Here is a 20643-nt window from a genome sequence, read left to right as displayed (position 1 = left end):
ATCGCATCCGGCACTTTAACCGTCACGCTGCCGCGACTTTCTCGCGCAGGGCACGTTTTTCTTCGTTACTCAGAAATGCCATTTCCAGGCCGTTGATTTGCGCTTGACGGATCTGTTCGCGCGTGAGTCCTGCTGCTGGCGCGGCAATGGTGTACTCGTGAATAATATCCACACCCTGTACCGCCGGATCGTCCGTATTCAAGCTGGCTAAAACGCCATGCTCAAGGAATGTTTTCAGCGGGTGGGTTGCCAGAGAGGCGACGGTGCTGGTCTGAATGTTCGATGTCAGGCAGGATTCGATGCCGATACGGTGTTCGGCGAGGTAATCCATCAATGCACGATCTTCAACGGCTTTTACGCCGTGACCAATACGTTCTGCGCCCAGCTCTTTAATAGCCTGCCAGATACTTTCTGGTCCCGCGGCTTCGCCCGCATGCACGGTAATACGCCAGCCGGCGTCGCGCGCCTGATTGAAATGCGACAGGAACAGACTGCCCGGGAAACCCAGTTCGTCACCCGCCAGATCCAGCGCCGTAATATGGTCACGGTGGGCTAACAGCGCATCCAGTTCCTGCAGGCAGGCGGCTTCGCCGAAGGTACGGCTCATAATGCCAATTAAGCGAGCTTCGACGCCAAAGGTCTTGCAGCCCTCGCGTACGCCGGCAATGACGGCTTCAACCACGCCCGCAACCGGGAGCTGATGCGCCATCGCCATATATCCGGGTGAAAAACGTAATTCTACATAGTGCAGGCCGTTACGTGCTGCATCCTCAATATTCTCAAATGCCACGCGGCGACACGCATCCAGCGAGGCCAGTACCTTCACGCCCCAGTCGAGCTTGGATAAAAAGCTCACTAAATCCGGCTCAGTTGATGTGACTTGCACATGAGGGAGCAGCGTTTCCAGCGTTTGTGCCGGAAGCGTTAAATTGAACTGACGACCCAGTTCCAGGATCGTTTGGGCACGGATGTTACCATCAAGGTGGCGATGGACGTCGGTCAGGGGGAGGGAAGTATCAATCATGGTCGCACTCGTGTATTTAGGTAAAGTGCGTCGTATTATATGAAAAAATCGGGATAAAAAGCTATGTTGCGCAATGAATAATTTCATTGCGCAAACTTAATTAGCGTACAGAACGGATGGCGTTAATCAGCCCCTGAACGCCTTTTTCAAGCTTGGATCTCGGGCATCCGGCATTGAGACGTACAAAACCGCGACCTTCTTCTCCGTAGGTATATCCCGGCATGATAGCGACTTTCTGCTGGTGGATGAGAACATCCTGCAAGGCATGGTCATCAATATTGAGCGGACGCAGGTCAATCCATGCCAGATAGGTGGATTGCGGAATCTGCCAGTTGAGTTCGGGGAATGCGGCATTAAGCTCACGCGCAACGTAATGCAGATTGCTGGCAAGATAATCGCGCAGCGCATCAAGCCAGCTTGCACCCTGTTGATAAGCGGCAATATGTGCGCTAAGCGCCAGCACCGCAGGCGAGGAAAGACCATCGCGGCCTTTTAACGCGCTGAGGTAATCGTTGCGGCTTTGAGCATCTTCAATGAGTCCGTAAGCCCCGGTTAGTGCCGGAATATTAAAACTCTTTGAGCCGGAAGTGAGCAGTGCCCAACTGCCACGCGCGACGTTACTCCACGGGATGTGCGGCCGGTCTGACCATACCATATCCATATGAATCTCATCAGAGATGACTTTTACACCATGGCGCTGACACAGTTCCGCCATGGTTTCCAGCTCGTCGCGCGTCCACACTTTACCCGTTGGGTTTTGTGGGCTGCAAAGCAGAAGAATTTTGCTTTCAGGTCGAGACAGGGCTTTCTCCAGCGCAACCATGTCGCAAAACCAGCCGTCGGCGCGTTTTTCTAGTCCGACTGCGCACACCTGGCGCTGATTACCTTCAATCGCTTTGTAAAACGCATCGTACGCCGGAGTATGGATAACCACCGCATCGCCCACGGATGACCACTGGCGGATCAACTCCGACACCATATAGATGACCGAGGGGCCGTATACCAGCGACTGAGGATCTATTTGGGTGTTATGTCGCGAAAGAAACCAATGGCTTATCGCCGCCAGAAACTCATCGTTTTTCCAGCGGCTGTAACCCAACACGCCATGTGACAGGCGCTGAGTCAGCGCCTCCAGAATGCAAGGTGCGGTGGCAAAATCCATATCGGAGATGGTGAATGGCAGCAGGTCGGCTGAACCAAAACGGTCGGCAATGTAATCCCACTGAGTACACCAGGTACCGTGCCTGTCCACAACCTTTGAAAAATCAAACATATTGTTGTCCTTAAGCCTGTACGGTGTTCATCAGAACCGCGATCTCGTCTTTCACTGACTGGACTTGCGGACCGATAACGACCTGAAGGTTATGCTGATTGAGTTGTACTACGCCAATGGCACGATTGTCCTTCAGAGCCTGTACGTTAACAAGCGACATATCTTTCACTGACAAGCGCAGACGGGTGATGCAATTATCCAGGCTGACAATGTTTTCCGCGCCGCCCAGCGCCGCCAGAATAGCAGGGACGTTGTAACCTGATTTACCAGGCGCTCCGGCCATTACTTTTTCGATATTGCTGGCAATTTCGACTTCACGGCCCGGTGTCTTCAAATTGAAGCGCGTGATGGCGAAGCGGAAGATCACGTAGTACACCGCAAACCAGATAGCCGCGACAACAGGGACCAGGTACCACTTGGTGGACAATCCGTGCAGGATGCCGAACACCACGAAGTCAATCAGGTTACCGTCAGTGTTACCGATAGTGACGCCAAGTACCGCCATCACGGTGAAGCCAAGACCGGTTAGCAGGGCGTGGATTACATACAGAACCGGAGCGACGAACAGGAATAAGAACTCGAGTGGTTCAGTAGTACCGCCGATGACACAGGCAATCAGGCCAGAAATTAATAACCCTTTAATTTTATGACGATTTTCAGGGCGTGCGCAGTGGTACATGGCTAATGCCGCACCCGGTAAACCGCCGAGGAACGCCGGCATTTTACCCTGGGACAGGAAGCGTGTTGCGCTTTCAGAGAAACCTTGCGTTGTCGGGCAGCTCAGTTGAGCCTGGAAAATAGTCAGTGCGCCGCTCACGCTATGGCCGCAGACTTCCTGTGTGCCGCCAGCTTCGGTGAAGCGAATGAGTGCCACCAGAATATGGTGCAGGCCAAAAGGCAGCAACAGACGTTCACCGGTACCAAACAGCATAGGACCAAATTCCCCCGCGCTATTGATGATGTGACCGAGTCCGGTAATGCCCATGGCGAAAACCGGCCAAATCAAGGGAATGACCAGCCCGACCAATCCCATCACCACCGAGGAGATGATAGGCACAAAGCGCGTACCACCGAAAAACGCCAGCGCATCCGGCAGACGAATGTTGTGGAAGCGTTCATGCAGCATCCAGACAATGATCCCGGCAATAACGGCACCGAGGATCCCGGTGTCGATCGACTGGATCCCCAGAATGTTTTGCACGTTGTTGGCTTTCAGGATCGCCGCATCTGTGGTGGGTAAGATACCTTTGGCGGTTAACCAGAAATTGACGGCGAGGTTCATGACCGCATAACCGACAAAACCGGCAAACGCCGCAACGCCTTTGTTCTCGCGCGCCAGGCCCAGAGGAATGGCAATACAGAACATGACTGGCAGGAAGCTAAACGCAAATGAGCCAACTTTACTCATCCAGGTAAAGATGGCCTGAAGCACCGGATTCCCCAACGCCGGGATCAGCGTTAAGACATCATGGCTGCTCAACGAGCTGCCGATCCCCAACATGATCCCGCAAAATGAAAGCAGCGCTACAGGCAGCATAAAGGTTTTGCCCAACTGCTGGAAAAATTCCCATAACGTTATTTTTGGTGTGGTTCTCGCCGTCATCAAACGACTCCTTGTAAAGGCTAGCTGACTAATGATGGCGAGAAGATAAAACGTTTTACCTAATTTTAGTGCGGTATAAATCACATTATCGAACGATAATAGGGGGTATAAATATAAGTGATTGATAAAACGTTTTATCCGTCACGTTATCAGGGAGTTTTCTGTTTTTATGGCTATAGCCAAAAAAATAACCATCCATGATGTTGCGCTGGCTGCGGGGGTTTCGGTCAGCACCGTCTCATTGGTGCTCAGTGGAAAAGGGCGAATTTCATCAGCGACCGGGGAGCGGGTGAATGCTGCTATTGAGAAACTGGGGTTTGTGCGTAACCGCCAGGCATCAGCGCTGCGCGGCGGGCAGAGCGGAGTAGTTGGTTTGATTGTACGCGATCTTTCAACGTCGTTTTACGCCGAGCTGACGGCGGGTCTGACGGAGGCGTTAGAAGCGCAGGGGCGCATGGTCTTCTTACTGCACGGCGGTAAAGATGGGGAGCAGCTGGCGCAGCGTTTCGCGATGTTACTCAACCAGGGGGTGGATGGCGTGGTCATTGCCGGGGCCGCCGGTAGCAGTGATGCACTGCAACAGTTGGCCGCTGATAAAGGGATCCCGGTGGTATTTGCATCACGCGCCAGCTACATGGATGACGCAGACACCGTCAGGCCCGATAACATGCAGGCTGCACAGTTACTGGTTGAACATCTTATCCGCCACGGACACCAGCGTATTGCCTGGCTGGGCGGGCAGAGTTCTTCATTGACTCGCGCAGAGCGCGTCGGCGGTTATTGTGCAACCTTACTAAAATATGGTTTACCGTTTCATAGCGACTGGGTGCTGGAGTGTTCATCCAGCCAGAAGCAGGCCGCAGAAGAGGTAACGGCGCTGTTACGCCGCAATCCCACGATCAGCGCGGTGGTGTGCTACAACGAAATAATCGCCATAGGCGCCTGGTTTGGCCTGATGAGAGCAGGACGTCAGAGTGGTGAAATTGGTGTCGATCGCTATTTCGAACAGCAAATATCGTTGGCCGGATTCGCTGATGTGGCGGAAAACGCGTTGGACGATATCCCGATTACCTGGGCCTGTTCGCCCGCGCGTGAAATGGGATACACCCTTGCTGAACGTATGCTACAACGCATTGCCCACGATGAAGGTCATTCACGCAATCTGACGCTTTCCGCTCGTCTGGTGGCGGCGAAATAAAAAAGCCCGATAAACACTGTTATCGGGCCTGTCACTGACGAGTGATTATTGTTGCGGGATGGCAGGGGCATCCGGCTGTGTAAGAGAAGGCATACCGAACATACCCACAAACTCATCCAGCGGCATTTTTTGTCCGTTCAGCGTCACCTGGCCGTTTGCGTATTGCAGGCTGGTGCCGATAACGTTGTCCTGCAAAGTCGTAATGCGGAACATCTGCCCCATCGCCGCCAGGCCATTAACCTGTTGCTTCGCCAGACCAGCCGCTTCTTCCTGCTGATATCCTTCCAGTTTGGCAATTTGCGTCATGAACTCAGTCGCCATATCGACAGGGATGGTCAGTTTCGCATCCAGCGATTTGACGGAACGATCCACTTCCTGGGCCAGCGTTTGCGGCTCCACCGTGTTTGCGGTCGGATCTTTTAGCAGCAGTGACAGATTAAATGTGGTTTCACCTTTTGCATTCTTCCAGCTCAGTGGAGCAATGGTGACAACCGGTTCGCCTTTCATCAGAATCGGTAGCGCATTAAAGAAGGCTTCGGTGACTTTCTGCTGATAAAGCTCAGGATTTTGGACCACATCAATCTGCGCCATCAGCGCTTTGGTTTGGGCGCTGTACTGCTGGCTGAACTGGTGCAGCGCTTCACCGTCAATCTGGCCAACTTTCAACGTCAGCTTACCGCTCCCCATATCCTGGCCCTGCAATTTAAGGCTGTTCAGGGTGTAATCCAACTGGCTGTTGACGGTTTTGCCATCGTTAATCAGATCGGATTTGCCATCGATACCCATGCCTTCCAGCACCGCCAGCTCTTTGCCCTCGACTGAAATCGACAGTTTTTCGAGGGACAATTTCTGATCGCCGATGCGCTCACCAAAGCTTGCAATACTGCTGGAACCTTCAGTTTTCAGGTTATTGAATGTAACTTGTACTTTCTGATCATACTCATTGACGGCATTAACCAGGCCACTTTGTGCCTCGCCAGTCAGCGACACCGCATTACCATCCTTATCTGCCGCAAACTGGAATTCCCCGCCGCTAAAGGCCACTTTTTCGTCGCCTTTCTCGTAGTTCAGCGGTTTGAGGGAGAGATCGGAACGGGTATCCCCACTGTAGCCAATACGGGAATTAATGATGAATGGCGTCTCACCTTTGGCAATATCAAACAGCGGTTTCGTCACGTCGTTATTGACCAGCGTCGTTTTCACGGAGGCCATTGCCGGAACAAGATTCAGTGATTTCAGCTGAGCCAGCGGGAAAGGACCGTGATCAACGGTTTCATTCAGGACGATGCTTTGTCCCGGTTTCAGCCAGGAATCTGCCTGACCGGCGACAGGTTTCACCACCAACTGCAGTTGGCTATTGAACACGCCGCGCTGGTAGTTTTGATAACTCAGTTCAATGCCCGCCTCTGGGGAGTAGCGTTTTAACTGATCGTTTGCCTGTGTCACCATCTCGGCGAGATGCGTTTCGAGTTTCTTTCCTGTGTACCAGGCGCCGCCCGTCCAGACGATACCCAGTGCAACCACCACACCCGCAGCTACCAGCGATTTTTTCATTTTGATATCCATAAAATAAAACCAGGCGTTTGAAGACGCCTGGAGGAGTGACATGTCTTTAACTCACTACAGCTTAGCAAGAGTTGTTAAAAATATCAGTATCTTGCTATAGCTTGTTATAAACCCGAGCTAAACGGCCCGTGCCGCTGACGTTTACCGGCGATTCATTCGCGCTAATAAAGGCCGACTCACCCGGCTGCAGCACCAGACGCTGCTCGCCCTTGCTCAGCACAGCTTCACCTTCGATGCAGAACAAAATGGCCGCACTTTGCTGGCTGATATCTGCGCCATTGGCGGTCAGTTCATGCAAGGAGAACGCGAAATCGTCGACCGGAATGGGGAAGTCCAGTTCGCTGTCAGTCTTAACTGGCGTGGTCAGCAGCTGATTGGCTGGCTTGGCGACAAACTTAACGTTGGCGACCAGCTCCGGGATATCAATGTATTTTGGCGTCAGTCCGGCGCGCAGCACGTTGTCCGAGTTAGCCATTACCTCCAGCGCCACACCTTGCAAGTAGGCGTGTGGGGTTTCGGCAAATAAGAACATCGCTTCGCCAGGATTGAGTTTCACCACATTGAGCAGCAGCGGGGAGAAGAGCCCGCTGTCATTCGGATAGAAATCGGCGATCAGGCGAATGGTTTGCCACGGTTCACCCTGCTGGCTGTTCAGCGCCGATTTCAGGATCGCCAGCGCATGGGATTTCTCCTCATCCTGCATATTCAGCAAGCTGGCGAAAAGATAGCTCAGACGTTCCGCGCTCGGTTCCTGCAGGAAATGCGCAATAGCCGGATGCGCGGCGGACACCGGTTGTAACAATGCGACAATGTCAGAGAACTCGCGGAATGCGTTCATCGCCAGGAACGGTGTCAAAGCAAAAACCAGTTCCGGTTTGTGGTTAGGATCTTTGTAATTGCGCTCGGCGGCATCCATCGGGATCCCCGCCGCGTTTTCTTTGGCAAATCCGATTTCAGAGTTGTGCTTGTTAGGATGAACCTGAATCGAAAGAGGTTGCGCGGCGCACAGCACTTTAAACAGGAAAGGCAGTTCACCAAAGCGTTTCGCAACGGCATCGCCTAACAGTGCGGATTTATCGTGTTCGATGACATCACGCAGAGCGACCGTCTGGCCGTTAGCGTCCAGAACCTGCGAACTGCTTTTCGGATGCGCGCCCATCCACAGCTCAGCCATCGGTTGCTGAGTGGGGTTGGCAATCCCATAAAGTTCCGTTAACGCAGTTTTACTTCCCCAGGCGTAGTTCTGCACTGAGTTGATGAGTTTTTGCATTCTCAAGCCCTGTTTCAATGTGGAATTTTCTACGGCTATTAAACCAAGAAACCCTGAGCGAAGTAACCTGCACATGTAAAAAGTCGTACTTGTCTCAGTTTTTGTTAAAAAATTGTGTAGGATATGGTGACTCGCTTTTAATACCCTGAGTAATTCCGGTTGCAGAAAGCCTTTCCTTCTACAACCCGACCTGCGGCAGGGAAGCAGGGCAATGGAACATCTGCCCAGAGAATAACCAGACCGAGCAGTAAGTGAGAGCACAATGTCAAACAAACCCTTTCATTATCAGCATCCTTTCCCCCTCAAAAAGGATGATACCGAATACTATCTGCTGACCAGCGACCATGTCTCCGTTGCCGAATTTGAAGGGCAGGAGATCGTTAAAGTCGCGCCGCAAGCCTTAACGCTGCTGGCTCGGCAGGCCTTCCATGATGCATCGTTTATGCTGCGTCCTGCGCATCAGCAGCAGGTGGCCGACATTCTGCGTGACCCGGAGGCCAGCGAAAACGACAAATATGTGGCCCTGCAATTCCTGCGTAACTCTGATATTGCGGCAAAAGGTATTTTGCCAACCTGTCAGGACACCGGCACCGCGATTATCGTGGGTAAAAAAGGTCAGCACGTCTGGACTGGCGGCGGGGATGAAGCTGCGCTGGCGCGCGGTGTGTATAACACCTACATCGAAGACAACCTGCGCTATTCACAAAACGCCGCGCTGGATATGTATAAAGAGGTGAACACCGGTACCAACCTGCCGGCACAGATAGATTTGTATACCGTCGATGGCGATGAATACAAATTCCTGTGTATTGCCAAAGGCGGTGGTTCGGCGAACAAAACCTATCTGTACCAGGAGACCAAAGCGCTGCTCACGCCGGGCAAATTAAAAAATTACCTGGTTGAGAAAATGCGAACGCTGGGAACAGCGGCCTGTCCGCCGTATCACATTGCGTTTGTGATCGGTGGAACGTCAGCGGAAGCCACGCTGAAAACGGTGAAACTGGCGTCGGCTAAATATTACGATGAGCTGCCGACCGAAGGTAACGAACATGGTCAGGCATTCCGCGATGTGGAGCTGGAAAAAGAGCTGCTGATTGAGGCACAGAATCTGGGGCTGGGCGCGCAGTTCGGCGGGAAGTACTTCGCTCATGATATCCGCGTGATCCGCCTGCCGCGTCACGGTGCGTCGTGTCCGGTTGGTATGGGCGTTTCTTGCTCAGCCGATCGAAATATAAAAGCTAAGATCAACCGTGAAGGTATCTGGATCGAAAAACTGGAGCATAATCCTGGCAAATATATACCAGAAGAGTTGCGCCAGGCGGGAGAAGGCGAAGCGGTACGCGTTGACCTCAATCGTCCGATGAAAGAGATCCTGGCTCAGCTGTCGCAGTACCCGGTTTCTACACGTCTGTCGCTTAACGGTACCATCATTGTTGGCCGTGATATTGCGCATGCGAAACTGAAAGAACGGCTGGATAACGGCGAAAGTTTGCCGCAGTATGTTAAAGATCATCCGATCTATTACGCTGGCCCGGCAAAAACGCCGGAAGGCTATGCCTCTGGTTCGCTTGGACCAACCACGGCAGGGCGTATGGATTCCTATGTTGACCAGCTTCAGTCCGCAGGTGGCAGCATGATCATGCTGGCGAAAGGCAACCGCAGCCAGCAGGTGACCGATGCCTGTCATAAGCATGGCGGCTTCTACTTAGGCAGTATCGGCGGCCCGGCAGCGGTGCTGGCCCAGGGCAGTATCAAGAGCCTGGAGTGTGTGGAATACCCTGAACTGGGGATGGAAGCCATCTGGAAAATTGAAGTGGAAGATTTCCCGGCGTTTATCCTGGTGGATGACAAAGGCAACGATTTCTTCAAACAGATTCAGACGTCGCAGTGCGCACGCTGCGTTAAGTAACGTCAGCCGCCCTTCGGGGCGGTTTTTTTTTACCGCACGAACCACCAAACGACAGATTAATCCTCGTTAATACTCATAAGACCAATGCAAATGGGCAATGTCGAAACATAACCTAATCAATTGTTAATGTAAGGAGCAGGTAATGGTAACGGTACGCCGCGAGAATGATTCAATGGGGGCGATTGATGTTCCAGCCGATAAGCTTTGGGGCGCGCAAACCCAACGTTCGCTGGAGCATTTTCGTATCTCTACGGAGAAAATGCCGGTCTCGCTGATCCATGCGCTGGCGCTGACGAAACGCGCCGCAGCAAAGGTTAACCAGGATCTCGGGCTGCTGGCGGAGGATAAAGCCAGGGCTATTATGCAGGCCGCAGATGAGGTGTTGGCGGATAAACACCGCGATGAGTTTCCGCTGGCCATCTGGCAAACCGGGTCAGGAACACAAAGCAATATGAACATGAACGAGGTGCTGGCAAACCGGGCCAGCGAGTTGCTGGGCGGCGTGCGGGGGATGGAACGGAAAGTTCACCCCAACGATGATGTCAATAAAAGCCAAAGCTCGAATGATGTGTTCCCGACCGCAATGCACGTTGCCGCGCTGCTGGCGCTACGTAACTCACTGATCCCACAGTTAAATGTGTTAACTAAAACGCTCAGTGATAAATCACACGCTTTCGCGGATATCGTCAAAATTGGTCGTACACATCTGCAAGATGCAACCCCGCTTACGCTCGGCCAGGAGATTTCCGGCTGGGTGGCAATGCTCGAACATAACCTCAGACACATTGAAAACAGCTTACCCCACGTGGCGGAACTGGCGCTGGGGGGAACCGCGGTAGGGACCGGACTGAACACGCACCCGGAATATGCCCGTCGGGTCGCGGATGAATTGCGGGACATTACCTGTGCGCCGTTCGTTACCGCACCGAATAAATTTGAAGCGCTAGCTACCTGCGATGCACTGGTTCACGCCCACGGCGCGCTAAAAGGGTTGGCGGCATCGCTGATGAAAATCGCCAACGATGTGCGCTGGCTGGCATCCGGTCCGCGTTGCGGGATTGGCGAAATTTCGATTCCTGAAAATGAACCGGGCAGCTCCATTATGCCGGGTAAGGTCAATCCTACCCAGTGTGAAGCGCTGACCATGCTTTGCTGTCAGGTAATGGGCAACGATGTCGCCATCAACATGGGCGGAGCGTCAGGTAATTTTGAGCTCAACGTTTACCGTCCGATGGTCATCCACAATTTCCTGCAGTCGGTGCGTCTGCTGGCTGACGGTATGGAAAGCTTTAACGAGCACTGCGCGACAGGAATCGAGCCTAATCGTGAACGAATCGATCAACTGCTCAACGAGTCGCTAATGCTGGTGACCGCGCTCAATACCCATATCGGTTATGATAAAGCCGCTGAAATTGCCAAAAAGGCGCACAAAGAGGGGCTGACGTTAAAAGCCTCCGCCCTGGCGCTGGGGTATCTAACCGAAGCGGAGTTTGACAGCTGGGTACGCCCGGAACTGATGGTTGGCAGTATGCGGCCAGGCAGTTAATCCGCAACGTACAGGTGCAGCCGGGGAATAATCAATCTCAACGGCTGCGCCTGAGGTTTAAAACGATGCTGAACATTGTCGGCATCATAATTCAGTAACTCGCCGATATCTGGTACGGTCATGCCGTTTTCATTGTTGAGCAACGCGATCAAGGGCGTCGGGCAGGCATATTGCACCTGCTTTTGTTCTCCTTTGTACCAGACGCGGGCGATGGGCTGCACTTTTACAGGCCGTTTAATCTTCAGGCGCGCCTGCTGGCCCAGGGCGGCGACATCCTGATATTCCCGTTCAAGCTTCGCCTGCCACTCTTCCCGCGTCCAGGGATGTACGCTGCGCGGCGACGTCAGGCTTTTTTCCAGTTGTTGTAGTACTTCATCGCGTTTCAGATTTTTAATAATGTGCTTGTTGGCCCAGCCAAATCGCAGGGTGGCAGGCTCTCTGACAAGGGTGAGCGTACGATAGGCATTCAGTGTAATCAGTCCCGGCAGGTGGCGATGCACCCATTCAAAACGCGCTGCCGGTGCCAGCCCTGATTCCACCGTGACAATGCGCTCGAAGGTGGTTTTTAGCTGGTTAATACGCTGTATTTGCTCTTCCAGAGCGCGCTGAGCTGCGTTATCTACCTGATAACACAGTACGCCTGGCAGGCGGACGGCCGCTTTGCTGCTACGATTCTCGGACTGTTGCTGGATAAACAGATGACGATAGTGGCGTAGCGCCAGCGTTTCAGCCTCTTTACCTAAATGCTGCTTAACATCAATGTTCTGCAGTGGAGCATGCTCTGCCTCTTTGACCACTTCCGGTAACGAGAAGACGCGCGCAATCAGCAGCGTCTGCTGCAACAGATTGTCGTTCAGAAGCGCCAGCTCTTGCTCCATCTGGCGGAAGGTGCCGTTCAGGCGGTCGACGAGATCGTAACGGGCCATAGATTTACCATTTTAGTTACAACATACTTTTTTATAGCACAACCTCCACCATTTGACCACCGAGCCGAATGGGTCAGGCAGCTGAAATTTCAGGAATGTTATGCCAGACGGGCCAACTGAAACAAAAGCGGGCGCCGCCGAGTTCACTTTCATCACAAACGACCGTACCGCCCATAGCCAATGCGATCGAGTGAACAATGGCTAGCCCAAGCCCGCAACCACCGGTCGCCCGGTCACGGCTGGGGTCAAGGCGTACAAACGGTTCAAAAACCTGTTCGCGGGCGTCTGGAGCAATACCGGGACCGTCATCTTCCACAACCAGCGTCGCCTGATTGCCATTCAATAACAGGCTCGCTTGCACCGTAGACTGGCAATAGCGCAGGGCGTTATTCAGTAGATTATCCAGTACGCGCTCCATCAGGCGCATATCCAGCGCGCCGTAGTCACCAATATTAAGATGGCGTAAGCGCACCGCACGCTCAGGATTTACGCTTTGCACATCCTCCAGATGGGTTGTCAGCCAAACGGCCAGGTCCGGGACGCTGAGCTTCAGTTCATTTTGCGGGCGGTCCAGCCGGGCATAGGTCAGTAATTCTTCGATTAACCCTTCCAGTTGGCCAATATCGCGATTTAGTGCCTGGGATTCCTGCGCGGTGAGGTTATCACTCATTTCCAGACGATAACGTAGGCGTACCAGTGGGGTACGAAGCTCATGGGCAATGCCATCGATAAGTTGTTTCTTACTGGCGATTAGCGCATTGATATTGTCTGCCATCTGGTTAAACGCGATACCCAATCGCTCAAAGCTGGAACCGCTGTCAAAATGGAGGCGTTCGCCCAGATGTCCTTCCCCAAAACGCTGTGCAGCAGCTTCCAGTCGCAGCATTTCCTGCCAGTGCGGACGCATCCAGATAAGTACCGGAAAGGCCAGTGAGATAGCAATAAACGCCATCAACGCGATGTCCAGCAAGCGCATTTGATGAAGAAAATAGAGATAGGGAAGCGGGCCGACGGCCAGCACGTAATGGCTGCGTGGGATCCGCTGAATAAATGTGTACTGATCGTCAAGCGCCACGATATCGCCTTCGCGCAAACGTTGCATTGTTTGAACGTCCAGCGTGTACTTATTTAGCGGTTCAACGCGCAGGTCAAAGGAGAGGTTCAAATCCATCTCCTTCAGCGTTTTACCCCAGTCACGTGGCGGGATCTCGCGAAGCTCGCTGCGCATCAGGTATAACGAGCTTTTCATTAAATCGTCGAGGGATTGTCTGCCTGCGCGCTCTGCGGTGAATTTATAGACCAGGCCGACCAGCAGGGTCATCACCAGAAAGCAGACAAACAGCAGGAGATAAAACTGTACAAACAGCTTCTTCATAAAAAATCACCGAATACATAATATAATGCTCACCGATACTCTCAAAATTGCTGTGATATAAAAATATGAATTTCAATCGCTGTTGTTATTTACTACTCATTTTCGCAGCGTTAGGCTGCATTTTCACCTCGCATCCCTTTGTTATATGGTTTTTGCTCGCCAACATACTGACGTTGGCAATGTACGGTGCGGATAAAATGGCAGCGCGCAGGGCCTGGCGCCGAGTGCCGGAGTCCACTTTGCTGCTGTTTGGCGTTGTTGGCGGGTGGGGGGGCGCGATAGCCGCTCAACAACTCTTTCGCCATAAAACACAAAAACAGCCATTCAAAACCTACTTTATTATCAGTGTGATAGTGAATGTGTCTGTCATCGGAGCGGCCTATCATTTCTATCCCATTTCATCCTGGTGAACGTCAGTGACAGGCAGCCTGCTTACTTGAGACAGGAAACGTACTTTTCACCTGAGCGCTGCACGATGTCATCGGCATTTTTCGTTATGTCTTTCCCTTCAAACGCGCCATAGAGTTGCTTAAATTTCACCGTACTCAGGCGGTGGGTAATGTCGCTGACCGTTGCGGCTGGCAGTGGCAACATATTGGGGTAGCTCCACATAAAGGAGACGGCATGCGCCCCAGGGGTGACCTGAACGATATCGCCGGAAAGTACCACGCCTTCATCTCGCGCCCAGTGCAGAACGCAGCCGCCAGCAAAGTGTCCGCCGAGGCGTATCACACTGACGTCGCGTGTCAGTTCCAGGGTGTCGCCATCCCAAAATTTAATCCATGGGCTGTCGCGCATTACCCACTTGCGGTCGTTGACATGGAGATAAATGGGAGCGTTAAATTCGTCAGCCCAGTCTTGCATGGTGGTGTAGTAATGAGGATGCGAAATCGCGATGGCCTTAAGCCCGCCCAGGGACGTTATTAGCATTTTTGTGGCGTCGTCGAGTGTGGCAATGCAGTCCCATAAAATATTGCCTTCCGGAGTACGCAGAATAAACGCCCGTTGATCAATTGCAAAACCAGGAACGGTGCGGATGCTGAGGAGGTCGCTGTCATGCTGCCGCCACTTATTTGTGTGCGAAGCACAAAGTGCGGCAAAATCGACCCATTCCTGCCCGGTTGCGGGGACATACTGACGTTCGTCCTGGCAGATATCGCAATGTTCAGGAAGGGCGTCGGCCACCTCATAGGATGTACCACAGGCTTTGCATAACGTGATCATCGAGTCTTCCTCTATTGAAAAAACACAGTCAGCATGGCTCACCGATACGCAAGGGTGTGCCCTTTAGTGCTCTACACGATAAGCCAGTGATGGTGGACGTGGGTCGTTGTGGCCCAACCAGCAGAAAGCAGGAATAATGTCTACACCGTCCCTGTCGAGGGTCATTTCTGGCGAAAAAAATGAGGATAATGTTTGGAAAATAGTCTGTTCAACTCCTGGCTCAGCCGTTGGGGACTTACTCCTGATGGCCAACCGCTTGAGACGCACACATCACAGCTTTTGCCCGTGGTGACCAAAGATGGTCAGAAAGCCATACTCAAACTCACCGACGATGACAGTGAACGAAATGGCTGCGAACTAATGGTCTGGTGGAACGGGAATGGTGCTGCGAAAGTGCTTGCTCATGCAGCAGGGGCGATTCTGTTAGAACGTGCAATAGGGGCGGGGTCTTTAGCGGACATGTCCTGGTCCGGCAATGATGCGCAGGCCTGTCGCATTATTTGCCATGCAGCCAGTCGACTCCATCTCCCCCGGAATGCGTCAACGCCTGTGTTAACACCGCTACTTTATTGGTTTCGCTGTCTGGCTCCTGCCGCGAAAAAGCATGGCGGCATCCTGACGCATTGTGCAGAGGTGGCAAACGTATTGCTCTCCTCTCCCCAGAATGAAGTCGTATTGCACGGTGACTTACACCACGGCAATATTCTTGATTTCGGAACGAAAGGATGGCTGGCTATCGATCCTAAAGGGCTGGTGGGCGAGCGTGGCTTTGATTACGCCAATATTTTTACTAATCCCGATCTTGCCGACCCCACCAAACCTGTCGCCATTGAGCCAGAAATATTCGCACAACGGGTAAATATTGTGTCTGAAATCGCGAGGATTGAACGGCAGCGTTTGCTGATGTGGATTATTGCCTGGTGTGGGTTGTCGTCTGCCTGGTTTCTGCAAGAAGGAGACTGCGCCACGATACCCCTGCGCATCGCAGAGTTAGCGAGCGCGGAACTCGCTTTTGGGGGTAATCAATTTTGATCTACGACACTGGGCTGGTAATTCTTTAGAGTTATCATTAGCCTGGTAAATGTTTTATTAATCAATCAGTAAACGGCGGTGTAGTGTGTTTTTTAGCGCAAATTTGACAGGCTGTGAGCAATGAACGCATTGTTTTTATTATTAAAAAAACGCCCGAACATTATTTTGTTGATGGTCTTACTCATCGGGGCAAACATCGTGGCGTGGCTGTGGGCTTTCACCGCGTTTAGCAACAACACGTCGTTACTGGCGCTTAGTCTGATCGCATGGTGCTATGGTTTGCGCCATGCTGTTGATGCCGATCATATCGCCGCGATAGATAGCGCTACGCGCAAACTTATGCAGCAGAAAAAACGCGCCCTGACGACGGGAGCCTGGTTTTCCCTGGGGCATTCCACCATTGTGGTACTGGCAAGCATTGGCATTGCGTTGACCACCAGCGTGTTTAAGCAACACATGGCATGGTTTCAGAATGTCGGCGGTCTGATAGGTACCACGGTCTCTGCCGTATTTCTGCTGATTCTGGCTACCATTAATCTCGTTATTTTCTGTCATGTCTGGAAGGCTTTTCGTCATCTAAAACGCACCGGTACTTACGATGGCACCACAGAGGAAATGACAGTTTCAGGCCCGCTGAACTGGCTTTTCCGCTCGGCGTTTCGGCTGGTAGGCAAAGACTGGCATATGTATTTTGTCGGCTTTTTGTTTGGCCTGGGTTTTGATACCGCTACTGAAATTTCTCTGCTCGGAATTTCTGCTTCAAGCGCGTCCAGTGGCATGTCGGTGTGGTCAATTCTCGTGTTCCCGACGCTGTTTACCTGCGGCATGGCGCTGATTGACTGCCTTGACAGTATCCTGATGGTTGAGGCCTACGGATGGGCATTCAATAAGCCGCAGCGTAAGCTCTATTACAATATGACCATCACCGGGACCTCGGTAATTGTTGCGCTTTTTATTGGCGGGCTGGAGGCGCTGGGGCTTCTCTCTGACGCATTTTCGCTCCAGGGAGGTTTGTGGGATACCGTCAGCGAGTTGAGTGACCATATGGGGAATGTCGGGTTTGCGATTATTGGCGTCTTTATCGGCTGCTGGATTATTTCTGCAATAAATTACCGTTGGAAAAAATACGACGGGCTGACGTTTAGTTGACACAAAAGAAAGCCTTCCGTGAAAGGGAAGGCTTGGATCTTACTTGAGGGCTGACTAATTCGCGGTGATGATACTCACCATCTTCATCACCCAAATCTGGATGATATTAAAAGTGACGGTGTAACGTATAATGGTCGGCCCGGAGGGATTACATTTGAGGTTCATCGTCCCAGGCGTGCGGTGCGAACAGATAACCTTTGTTGCGCACCGTTTTGATTCGATAGGGTTCAGTCGCGTTATCGAGCAGTTTTTTGCGTAACCGGGAAATCGCGACATCAACGCTGCGATCCATGCCGTCATAACTTACGCCGCGCAGGTTCTTCAGCAGCGCATCGCGGTCCATAATTTGCCCGGCATGGGTTGCCAGCTCCCACAGTAATTCAAAATCTGCGGTGGAAAGAGAGACTTGCTCGCCGCCGAGCAGCACGGAACGATTGGTTGGGTCGATAGTGAGTGTGCCAAAGCGCAGCGTCGTGTGCGGCGTGATGGTTGCCGCCTGAATGCCTTTAGACTGGACTGAGTGTTCATTCTGGCGCAGATGCAGACGCAGGCGAGCAAGTAGCACAGCTGGCGGCGTTGTCTTCAGAATATAGTCACAGGCACCCATTTCCAGCGCTAGAATATGGTTCATATCGCTGTCCAGCGAGGTGAGCAGGACAATAGGACCCTGCCAGCGTCCACGCAAATCGCGGCAGATAGTCATCCCATCTTTGCCCGGTAGCATGATATCTAATAACACCAAATCGGGTTGAACTTGCAGGATTTTCTCCTCGGCCAAATCACCTCGAGGCTCAACGATAACCTCAATATCATGCCGGGCCAGATAGGCTGCAATCAGCGAGCCAACTTCGGGATCATCTTCAACAAATACGATGGTGTTCATATCATTCATTTTGAATATAAAACGCCAACATACACCGCCCTGGTTTTTCCTTCCATTAATCTTTTCTAAACAAGAACGCTTCCGTTATGCTAGGGGCTGATGTTATTGATGTGTTAAGGCAGGGTGATGGGACTCGTTATAAAAGCGGCGCTCGGTGCGCTGGTGGTGGTGTTAATTGGTGTGCTGGCGAAAACAAAGAACTACTATATTGCCGGATTAATTCCGTTGTTCCCGACCTTTGCGTTGATTGCCCACTATATAGTGGCCAGTGAACGTGGGATCGAAGCGTTGCGTACAACCATTGTCTTCAGCATGTGGTCGATTATTCCCTATTTTGTCTACCTCGTTTCGCTGTGGTATTTCACCGGATTTATGCGCTTACCCGTTGCGCTCGGCGGTTCAGTGGTGAGCTGGGGCCTGAGCGCATGGTTGCTTATTTTTTGTTGGATTAAATTGCACTAACGCAGATGACGCCCGCCATCAAGGGCAAAACTACGCCCGGTGACAAAACAGCTGGTCAACAGATAGTCAATTAAATCAATGACCTCTTTTTCACCCGGCGCTGTTTTCATCAGTGATTTGTTCAATGCCTGCTGACGATACTCTGCATCGTCACCCTCGTTAAACAGGATTAGCGAGGGGGCGATGGCGTTCACTTTTACTTCTGGTGCCAGTTTGCGCGCGAACGAGCGGGTCATGTTGTCCAGCGCCGCTTTGCTGGCTGCATAAGCAATGTGCTTATCGCTGCCACGCTCTACAACATAATCCGTAAAATGGATAATATCGCTGGCCGCGTGTCCATGCCCGCGCAGCAATCCTTCCAGCGCGTGGTTGAGCAGGTAGGGGGTATTGACGTGAATCTGCATCATGGCTGACAGCACTTCGGTTAACGGCGCACCGGGCTTTTCTGCAAGCCAGGCACTGGCATTATGCACAATACCTCGCAGGCCATCCGTCTGTGCTTTGACCTCATCCGCAAAGGCCAGTACGCCTTCATCGGTGGAAAAATCAGCCTGGATACACAGCACGCCCGCATCTCGCAGGCCATCAATAGCCGGATAATGCGTGCGGTAGCTAACGATAACTGGCTGTTTTTGATTAATAAAGTGCCATGCGACGGCGAGGCCGATACGTCGACCTCCTCCGGTGATAAGAATTGGCAAAGGGGGTTTTTTACCCATCGTAATCTCCATGTGTCGCGAACGATGGGGACAATGTTACCCCATCAACATCCAGGTCGCCGGAACAGCAGCAACAAGCAGCAGGCCGATCAGCGCCATTTCCTGGCGTTTTAATACGTTTTCATGCGCGTGTGTTTTACGGGCATAAAGGAAGACCAGCAGCCCTGGCGCATACAGCACCACAGACAGCAGCAGGTGCATCGGACCTGACGCATACAATAACCATATGCCATAAATACTCGCTCCGATACCGACAGCCTTATGAATTGGACGAGTGGCAATTTTCAGCAGAAATGCGCCGACCAGTAAATAGGGCACCAGAATCATTTCTGAGGCGATGGTTAATAACGTATTGTAGTCGGAACCTGTGAGCCAGATCAGCACCAGGCAAATCTGTACGCAGATGTTGGTCAGCCACAGCGACGCCGATGGCGCGCCTTGCGCGTTCTGCCGCGCAAAAATGCGTGGAAACGCTTTGTGCGTGGAGGCGAGGAACGGCACTTCCGCCGCCATAATCGTCCAGCTTAAATAAGCACCGCACACGGAGACAATCAGGCCTGCGGCAATAATAATTTCACCCCATGGCCCCATCATTTTCACCATCAGACCGGCCATTGACGGGTTGCGGATCTCCGCCAGTTCGGGACGCGCGACAACGCCCAGAGACAGCAGGGTGACAAGCAGATAAACGCCCAGCGCGGCGAGTACCGCCAGCAGCGTAGCGCGTCCGACATCGCGTTTGTTTCTGGCACGAGCTGAAACCACCACCGCGCCTTCCACACCGATGAAAACCCACAGGGTGATGAGCATGGTGTTTTTTACCTGCTCCCAGACGGGAACGCCCAACGCTACGCCGGTAAAATCGAGGGTAAAGGTGTCGAGCTTAAACAGCATAAACGCCAGCACGATAAACAGACCAAGCGGCAGTAATTTCGCCAGCGTCGCCACCAGGTTAATACTGGCTGCCGTTTGCACACCACGCAGCACCAAAAAATGGACCACCCACAACAGCACCGATGCGCCAACAATCGACTGCCAGGTATTACCGTCGCCAAACAGACGTAACTCCGGCGTGTCGGTAAAGAAGCTGAGCGCAGAGAAAACAATCACCAGATACGAAACGTTAGCGATAACAGCACACAGCCAGTATCCCCACGCGGAGCAAAAGCCAATCAGCTCACCGAAACCTTCACGTGCATAGGTAAATATGCCGCCATCCAGTTCAGGACGGATACGCGTCAGAATCAGCATGGCAAAGGCGAGCAAAAGGATACCCGCACCGGTAATCGCCCAACCAATCAGTAATGCAGCCGGGCTTGCTACCGCCGCCATATTTTGTGGCAGGCTGAAAACACCAGCGCCGAGCATTGAGCTTAAAACCAGCGCGGTGAGTGCGCTCAGACCCAATTTCTTTTCCATTTGTATCCAGTGACAAAAACGAGAGTGAGAGAATAATTATTTTGGCAAACCGCATAAAAATGGTG

Annotated in this window: 18 protein-coding genes; 7 read left to right on the top strand and 11 right to left on the bottom strand. The window is 52.4% G+C overall.

Annotation, left to right across the window (positions count from 1 at the left end):
- Positions 1–22: 22 nt before the first annotated feature.
- The 3 genes from add to malX form a co-directional block, all read right to left on the bottom strand.
- Positions 23–1024, bottom strand: coding sequence for an adenosine deaminase (add, locus tag HV311_RS12785; protein WP_191220013.1), 1002 nt, complete (start codon positions 1022–1024; stop codon positions 23–25).
- A gap of 100 nt (positions 1025–1124) precedes the next feature.
- The gene (locus HV311_RS12780; protein WP_191220012.1) at positions 1125–2297 is read right to left on the bottom strand and encodes a MalY/PatB family protein; all 1173 of its coding nucleotides are present in this window, start codon (positions 2295–2297) and stop codon (positions 1125–1127) included.
- Between the two features lie 10 nt (positions 2298–2307).
- On the bottom strand, positions 2308–3900 hold the full coding sequence (malX, locus tag HV311_RS12775; protein WP_016153013.1) for a maltose/glucose-specific PTS transporter subunit IIBC: 1593 nt from the start codon (positions 3898–3900) through the stop codon (positions 2308–2310).
- 169 nt (positions 3901–4069) lie between these two features.
- Between malX and HV311_RS12770 the strand changes: the two genes are divergently transcribed.
- Positions 4070–5098 (top strand): Mal regulon transcriptional regulator MalI, encoded by a 1029-nt coding sequence (locus tag HV311_RS12770; RefSeq protein ID WP_191220011.1) that lies wholly within the window; start codon positions 4070–4072, stop codon positions 5096–5098.
- A gap of 45 nt (positions 5099–5143) precedes the next feature.
- Here the strand turns inward: HV311_RS12770 and HV311_RS12765 are convergent, their stop codons facing one another.
- Together HV311_RS12765 and manA are read right to left on the bottom strand one after the other, a co-directional pair.
- On the bottom strand, positions 5144–6652 hold the full coding sequence (locus HV311_RS12765) for a YdgA family protein (protein WP_191220010.1): 1509 nt from the start codon (positions 6650–6652) through the stop codon (positions 5144–5146).
- 106 nt (positions 6653–6758) lie between these two features.
- Positions 6759–7934, bottom strand: coding sequence for a mannose-6-phosphate isomerase (gene manA, locus HV311_RS12760; RefSeq protein WP_049041450.1), 1176 nt, complete (start codon positions 7932–7934; stop codon positions 6759–6761).
- Positions 7935–8196: 262 nt separating this feature from the next.
- Here manA and fumB point away from each other — a divergent pair, with 262 nt between their 5' ends.
- A complete protein-coding gene (fumB, locus tag HV311_RS12755) occupies positions 8197–9843 on the top strand; it encodes a class I fumarate hydratase (RefSeq protein ID WP_137352247.1) in 1647 nt (548 codons plus the stop codon).
- A 142-nt stretch (positions 9844–9985) separates the two neighbouring features.
- Positions 9986–11389: a class II fumarate hydratase gene (gene fumC, locus HV311_RS12750; RefSeq protein WP_016153018.1), complete on the top strand. Its 1404-nt coding sequence runs from the start codon at positions 9986–9988 to the stop codon at positions 11387–11389.
- Here fumC and tus read toward each other — a convergent pair.
- Both tus and rstB read right to left on the bottom strand, forming a co-directional pair.
- Positions 11386–12315 (bottom strand): DNA replication terminus site-binding protein, encoded by a 930-nt coding sequence (gene tus, locus HV311_RS12745; RefSeq protein ID WP_131405896.1) that lies wholly within the window; start codon positions 12313–12315, stop codon positions 11386–11388. The two genes, fumC and tus, sit on opposite strands and share 4 nt — an antisense overlap.
- A gap of 73 nt (positions 12316–12388) precedes the next feature.
- Complete coding sequence (gene rstB, locus HV311_RS12740) at positions 12389–13690, bottom strand: two-component system sensor histidine kinase RstB (protein ID WP_016153020.1); 1302 nt, start codon at positions 13688–13690, stop codon at positions 12389–12391.
- A gap of 65 nt (positions 13691–13755) precedes the next feature.
- Here rstB and HV311_RS12735 point away from each other — a divergent pair, with 65 nt between their 5' ends.
- On the top strand, positions 13756–14100 hold the full coding sequence (locus HV311_RS12735) for a DUF1294 domain-containing protein (RefSeq protein ID WP_049041453.1): 345 nt from the start codon (positions 13756–13758) through the stop codon (positions 14098–14100).
- A gap of 22 nt (positions 14101–14122) precedes the next feature.
- Here the strand turns inward: HV311_RS12735 and HV311_RS12730 are convergent, their stop codons facing one another.
- Positions 14123–14914 carry an MBL fold metallo-hydrolase gene (locus HV311_RS12730; protein ID WP_191220009.1) on the bottom strand — a complete coding sequence of 264 codons (792 nt, stop codon included), beginning with the start codon at positions 14912–14914 and terminating at the stop codon, positions 14123–14125.
- 192 nt (positions 14915–15106) lie between these two features.
- Here HV311_RS12730 and HV311_RS12725 point away from each other — a divergent pair, with 192 nt between their 5' ends.
- Together HV311_RS12725 and HV311_RS12720 are read left to right on the top strand one after the other, a co-directional pair.
- The gene (locus HV311_RS12725) at positions 15107–15946 is read left to right on the top strand and encodes an aminoglycoside phosphotransferase family protein (protein WP_191220008.1); all 840 of its coding nucleotides are present in this window, start codon (positions 15107–15109) and stop codon (positions 15944–15946) included.
- Positions 15947–16066: 120 nt separating this feature from the next.
- Entirely contained in the window at positions 16067–17095 is a 1029-nt protein-coding gene (locus HV311_RS12720; RefSeq protein WP_191220007.1) for a HoxN/HupN/NixA family nickel/cobalt transporter, read from the top strand.
- A 148-nt stretch (positions 17096–17243) separates the two neighbouring features.
- Here the strand turns inward: HV311_RS12720 and rstA are convergent, their stop codons facing one another.
- Positions 17244–17987, bottom strand: a complete 744-nt coding sequence (gene rstA, locus HV311_RS12715; RefSeq protein WP_016153025.1) for a two-component system response regulator RstA — start codon at positions 17985–17987, stop codon at positions 17244–17246.
- A 117-nt stretch (positions 17988–18104) separates the two neighbouring features.
- On the opposite strand from rstA, the gene HV311_RS12710 reads away from it, so the two are divergent.
- A complete protein-coding gene (locus HV311_RS12710; RefSeq protein ID WP_191220006.1) occupies positions 18105–18440 on the top strand; it encodes a GlpM family protein in 336 nt (111 codons plus the stop codon).
- Here the strand turns inward: HV311_RS12710 and folM are convergent.
- Both folM and HV311_RS12700 read right to left on the bottom strand, forming a co-directional pair.
- Positions 18437–19159, bottom strand: a complete 723-nt coding sequence (gene folM, locus HV311_RS12705) for a dihydromonapterin reductase (protein WP_049041460.1) — start codon at positions 19157–19159, stop codon at positions 18437–18439. The two genes, HV311_RS12710 and folM, sit on opposite strands and share 4 nt — an antisense overlap.
- A 36-nt stretch (positions 19160–19195) precedes the next feature.
- The gene (locus HV311_RS12700; protein ID WP_016153028.1) at positions 19196–20578 is read right to left on the bottom strand and encodes an amino acid permease; all 1383 of its coding nucleotides are present in this window, start codon (positions 20576–20578) and stop codon (positions 19196–19198) included.
- Positions 20579–20643 lie beyond the last annotated feature (65 nt).

This window comes from Citrobacter sp. RHBSTW-00881 (assembly GCF_013728515.1).
GTDB lineage: Bacteria > Pseudomonadota > Gammaproteobacteria > Enterobacterales > Enterobacteriaceae > Citrobacter > Citrobacter braakii.
Note: the sequence above shows the minus strand (reverse complement) of the source record. Positions and strands in the feature narration are given on the sequence as shown.

Coding starts and splice junctions, on each gene's coding strand:
- manA (WP_049041450.1), bottom strand. CDS start 7,934: ATGCAAAAACTCATCAACTCAGTGCAGAACTACGCCTGGGGAAGTAAA.
- HV311_RS12735 (WP_049041453.1), top strand. CDS start 13,756: ATGAATTTCAATCGCTGTTGTTATTTACTACTCATTTTCGCAGCGTTA.
- tus (WP_131405896.1), bottom strand. CDS start 12,315: ATGGCCCGTTACGATCTCGTCGACCGCCTGAACGGCACCTTCCGCCAG.
- folM (WP_049041460.1), bottom strand. CDS start 19,159: ATGGGTAAAAAACCCCCTTTGCCAATTCTTATCACCGGAGGAGGTCGA.
- HV311_RS12730 (WP_191220009.1), bottom strand. CDS start 14,914: ATGATCACGTTATGCAAAGCCTGTGGTACATCCTATGAGGTGGCCGAC.
- HV311_RS12710 (WP_191220006.1), top strand. CDS start 18,105: ATGGGACTCGTTATAAAAGCGGCGCTCGGTGCGCTGGTGGTGGTGTTA.
- rstA (WP_016153025.1), bottom strand. CDS start 17,987: ATGAATGATATGAACACCATCGTATTTGTTGAAGATGATCCCGAAGTT.
- HV311_RS12720 (WP_191220007.1), top strand. CDS start 16,067: ATGAACGCATTGTTTTTATTATTAAAAAAACGCCCGAACATTATTTTG.
- fumC (WP_016153018.1), top strand. CDS start 9,986: ATGGTAACGGTACGCCGCGAGAATGATTCAATGGGGGCGATTGATGTT.
- fumB (WP_137352247.1), top strand. CDS start 8,197: ATGTCAAACAAACCCTTTCATTATCAGCATCCTTTCCCCCTCAAAAAG.
- malX (WP_016153013.1), bottom strand. CDS start 3,900: ATGACGGCGAGAACCACACCAAAAATAACGTTATGGGAATTTTTCCAG.
- HV311_RS12765 (WP_191220010.1), bottom strand. CDS start 6,652: ATGAAAAAATCGCTGGTAGCTGCGGGTGTGGTGGTTGCACTGGGTATC.
- HV311_RS12700 (WP_016153028.1), bottom strand. CDS start 20,578: ATGGAAAAGAAATTGGGTCTGAGCGCACTCACCGCGCTGGTTTTAAGC.
- HV311_RS12780 (WP_191220012.1), bottom strand. CDS start 2,297: ATGTTTGATTTTTCAAAGGTTGTGGACAGGCACGGTACCTGGTGTACT.
- HV311_RS12770 (WP_191220011.1), top strand. CDS start 4,070: ATGGCTATAGCCAAAAAAATAACCATCCATGATGTTGCGCTGGCTGCG.
- rstB (WP_016153020.1), bottom strand. CDS start 13,690: ATGAAGAAGCTGTTTGTACAGTTTTATCTCCTGCTGTTTGTCTGCTTT.
- add (WP_191220013.1), bottom strand. CDS start 1,024: ATGATTGATACTTCCCTCCCCCTGACCGACGTCCATCGCCACCTTGAT.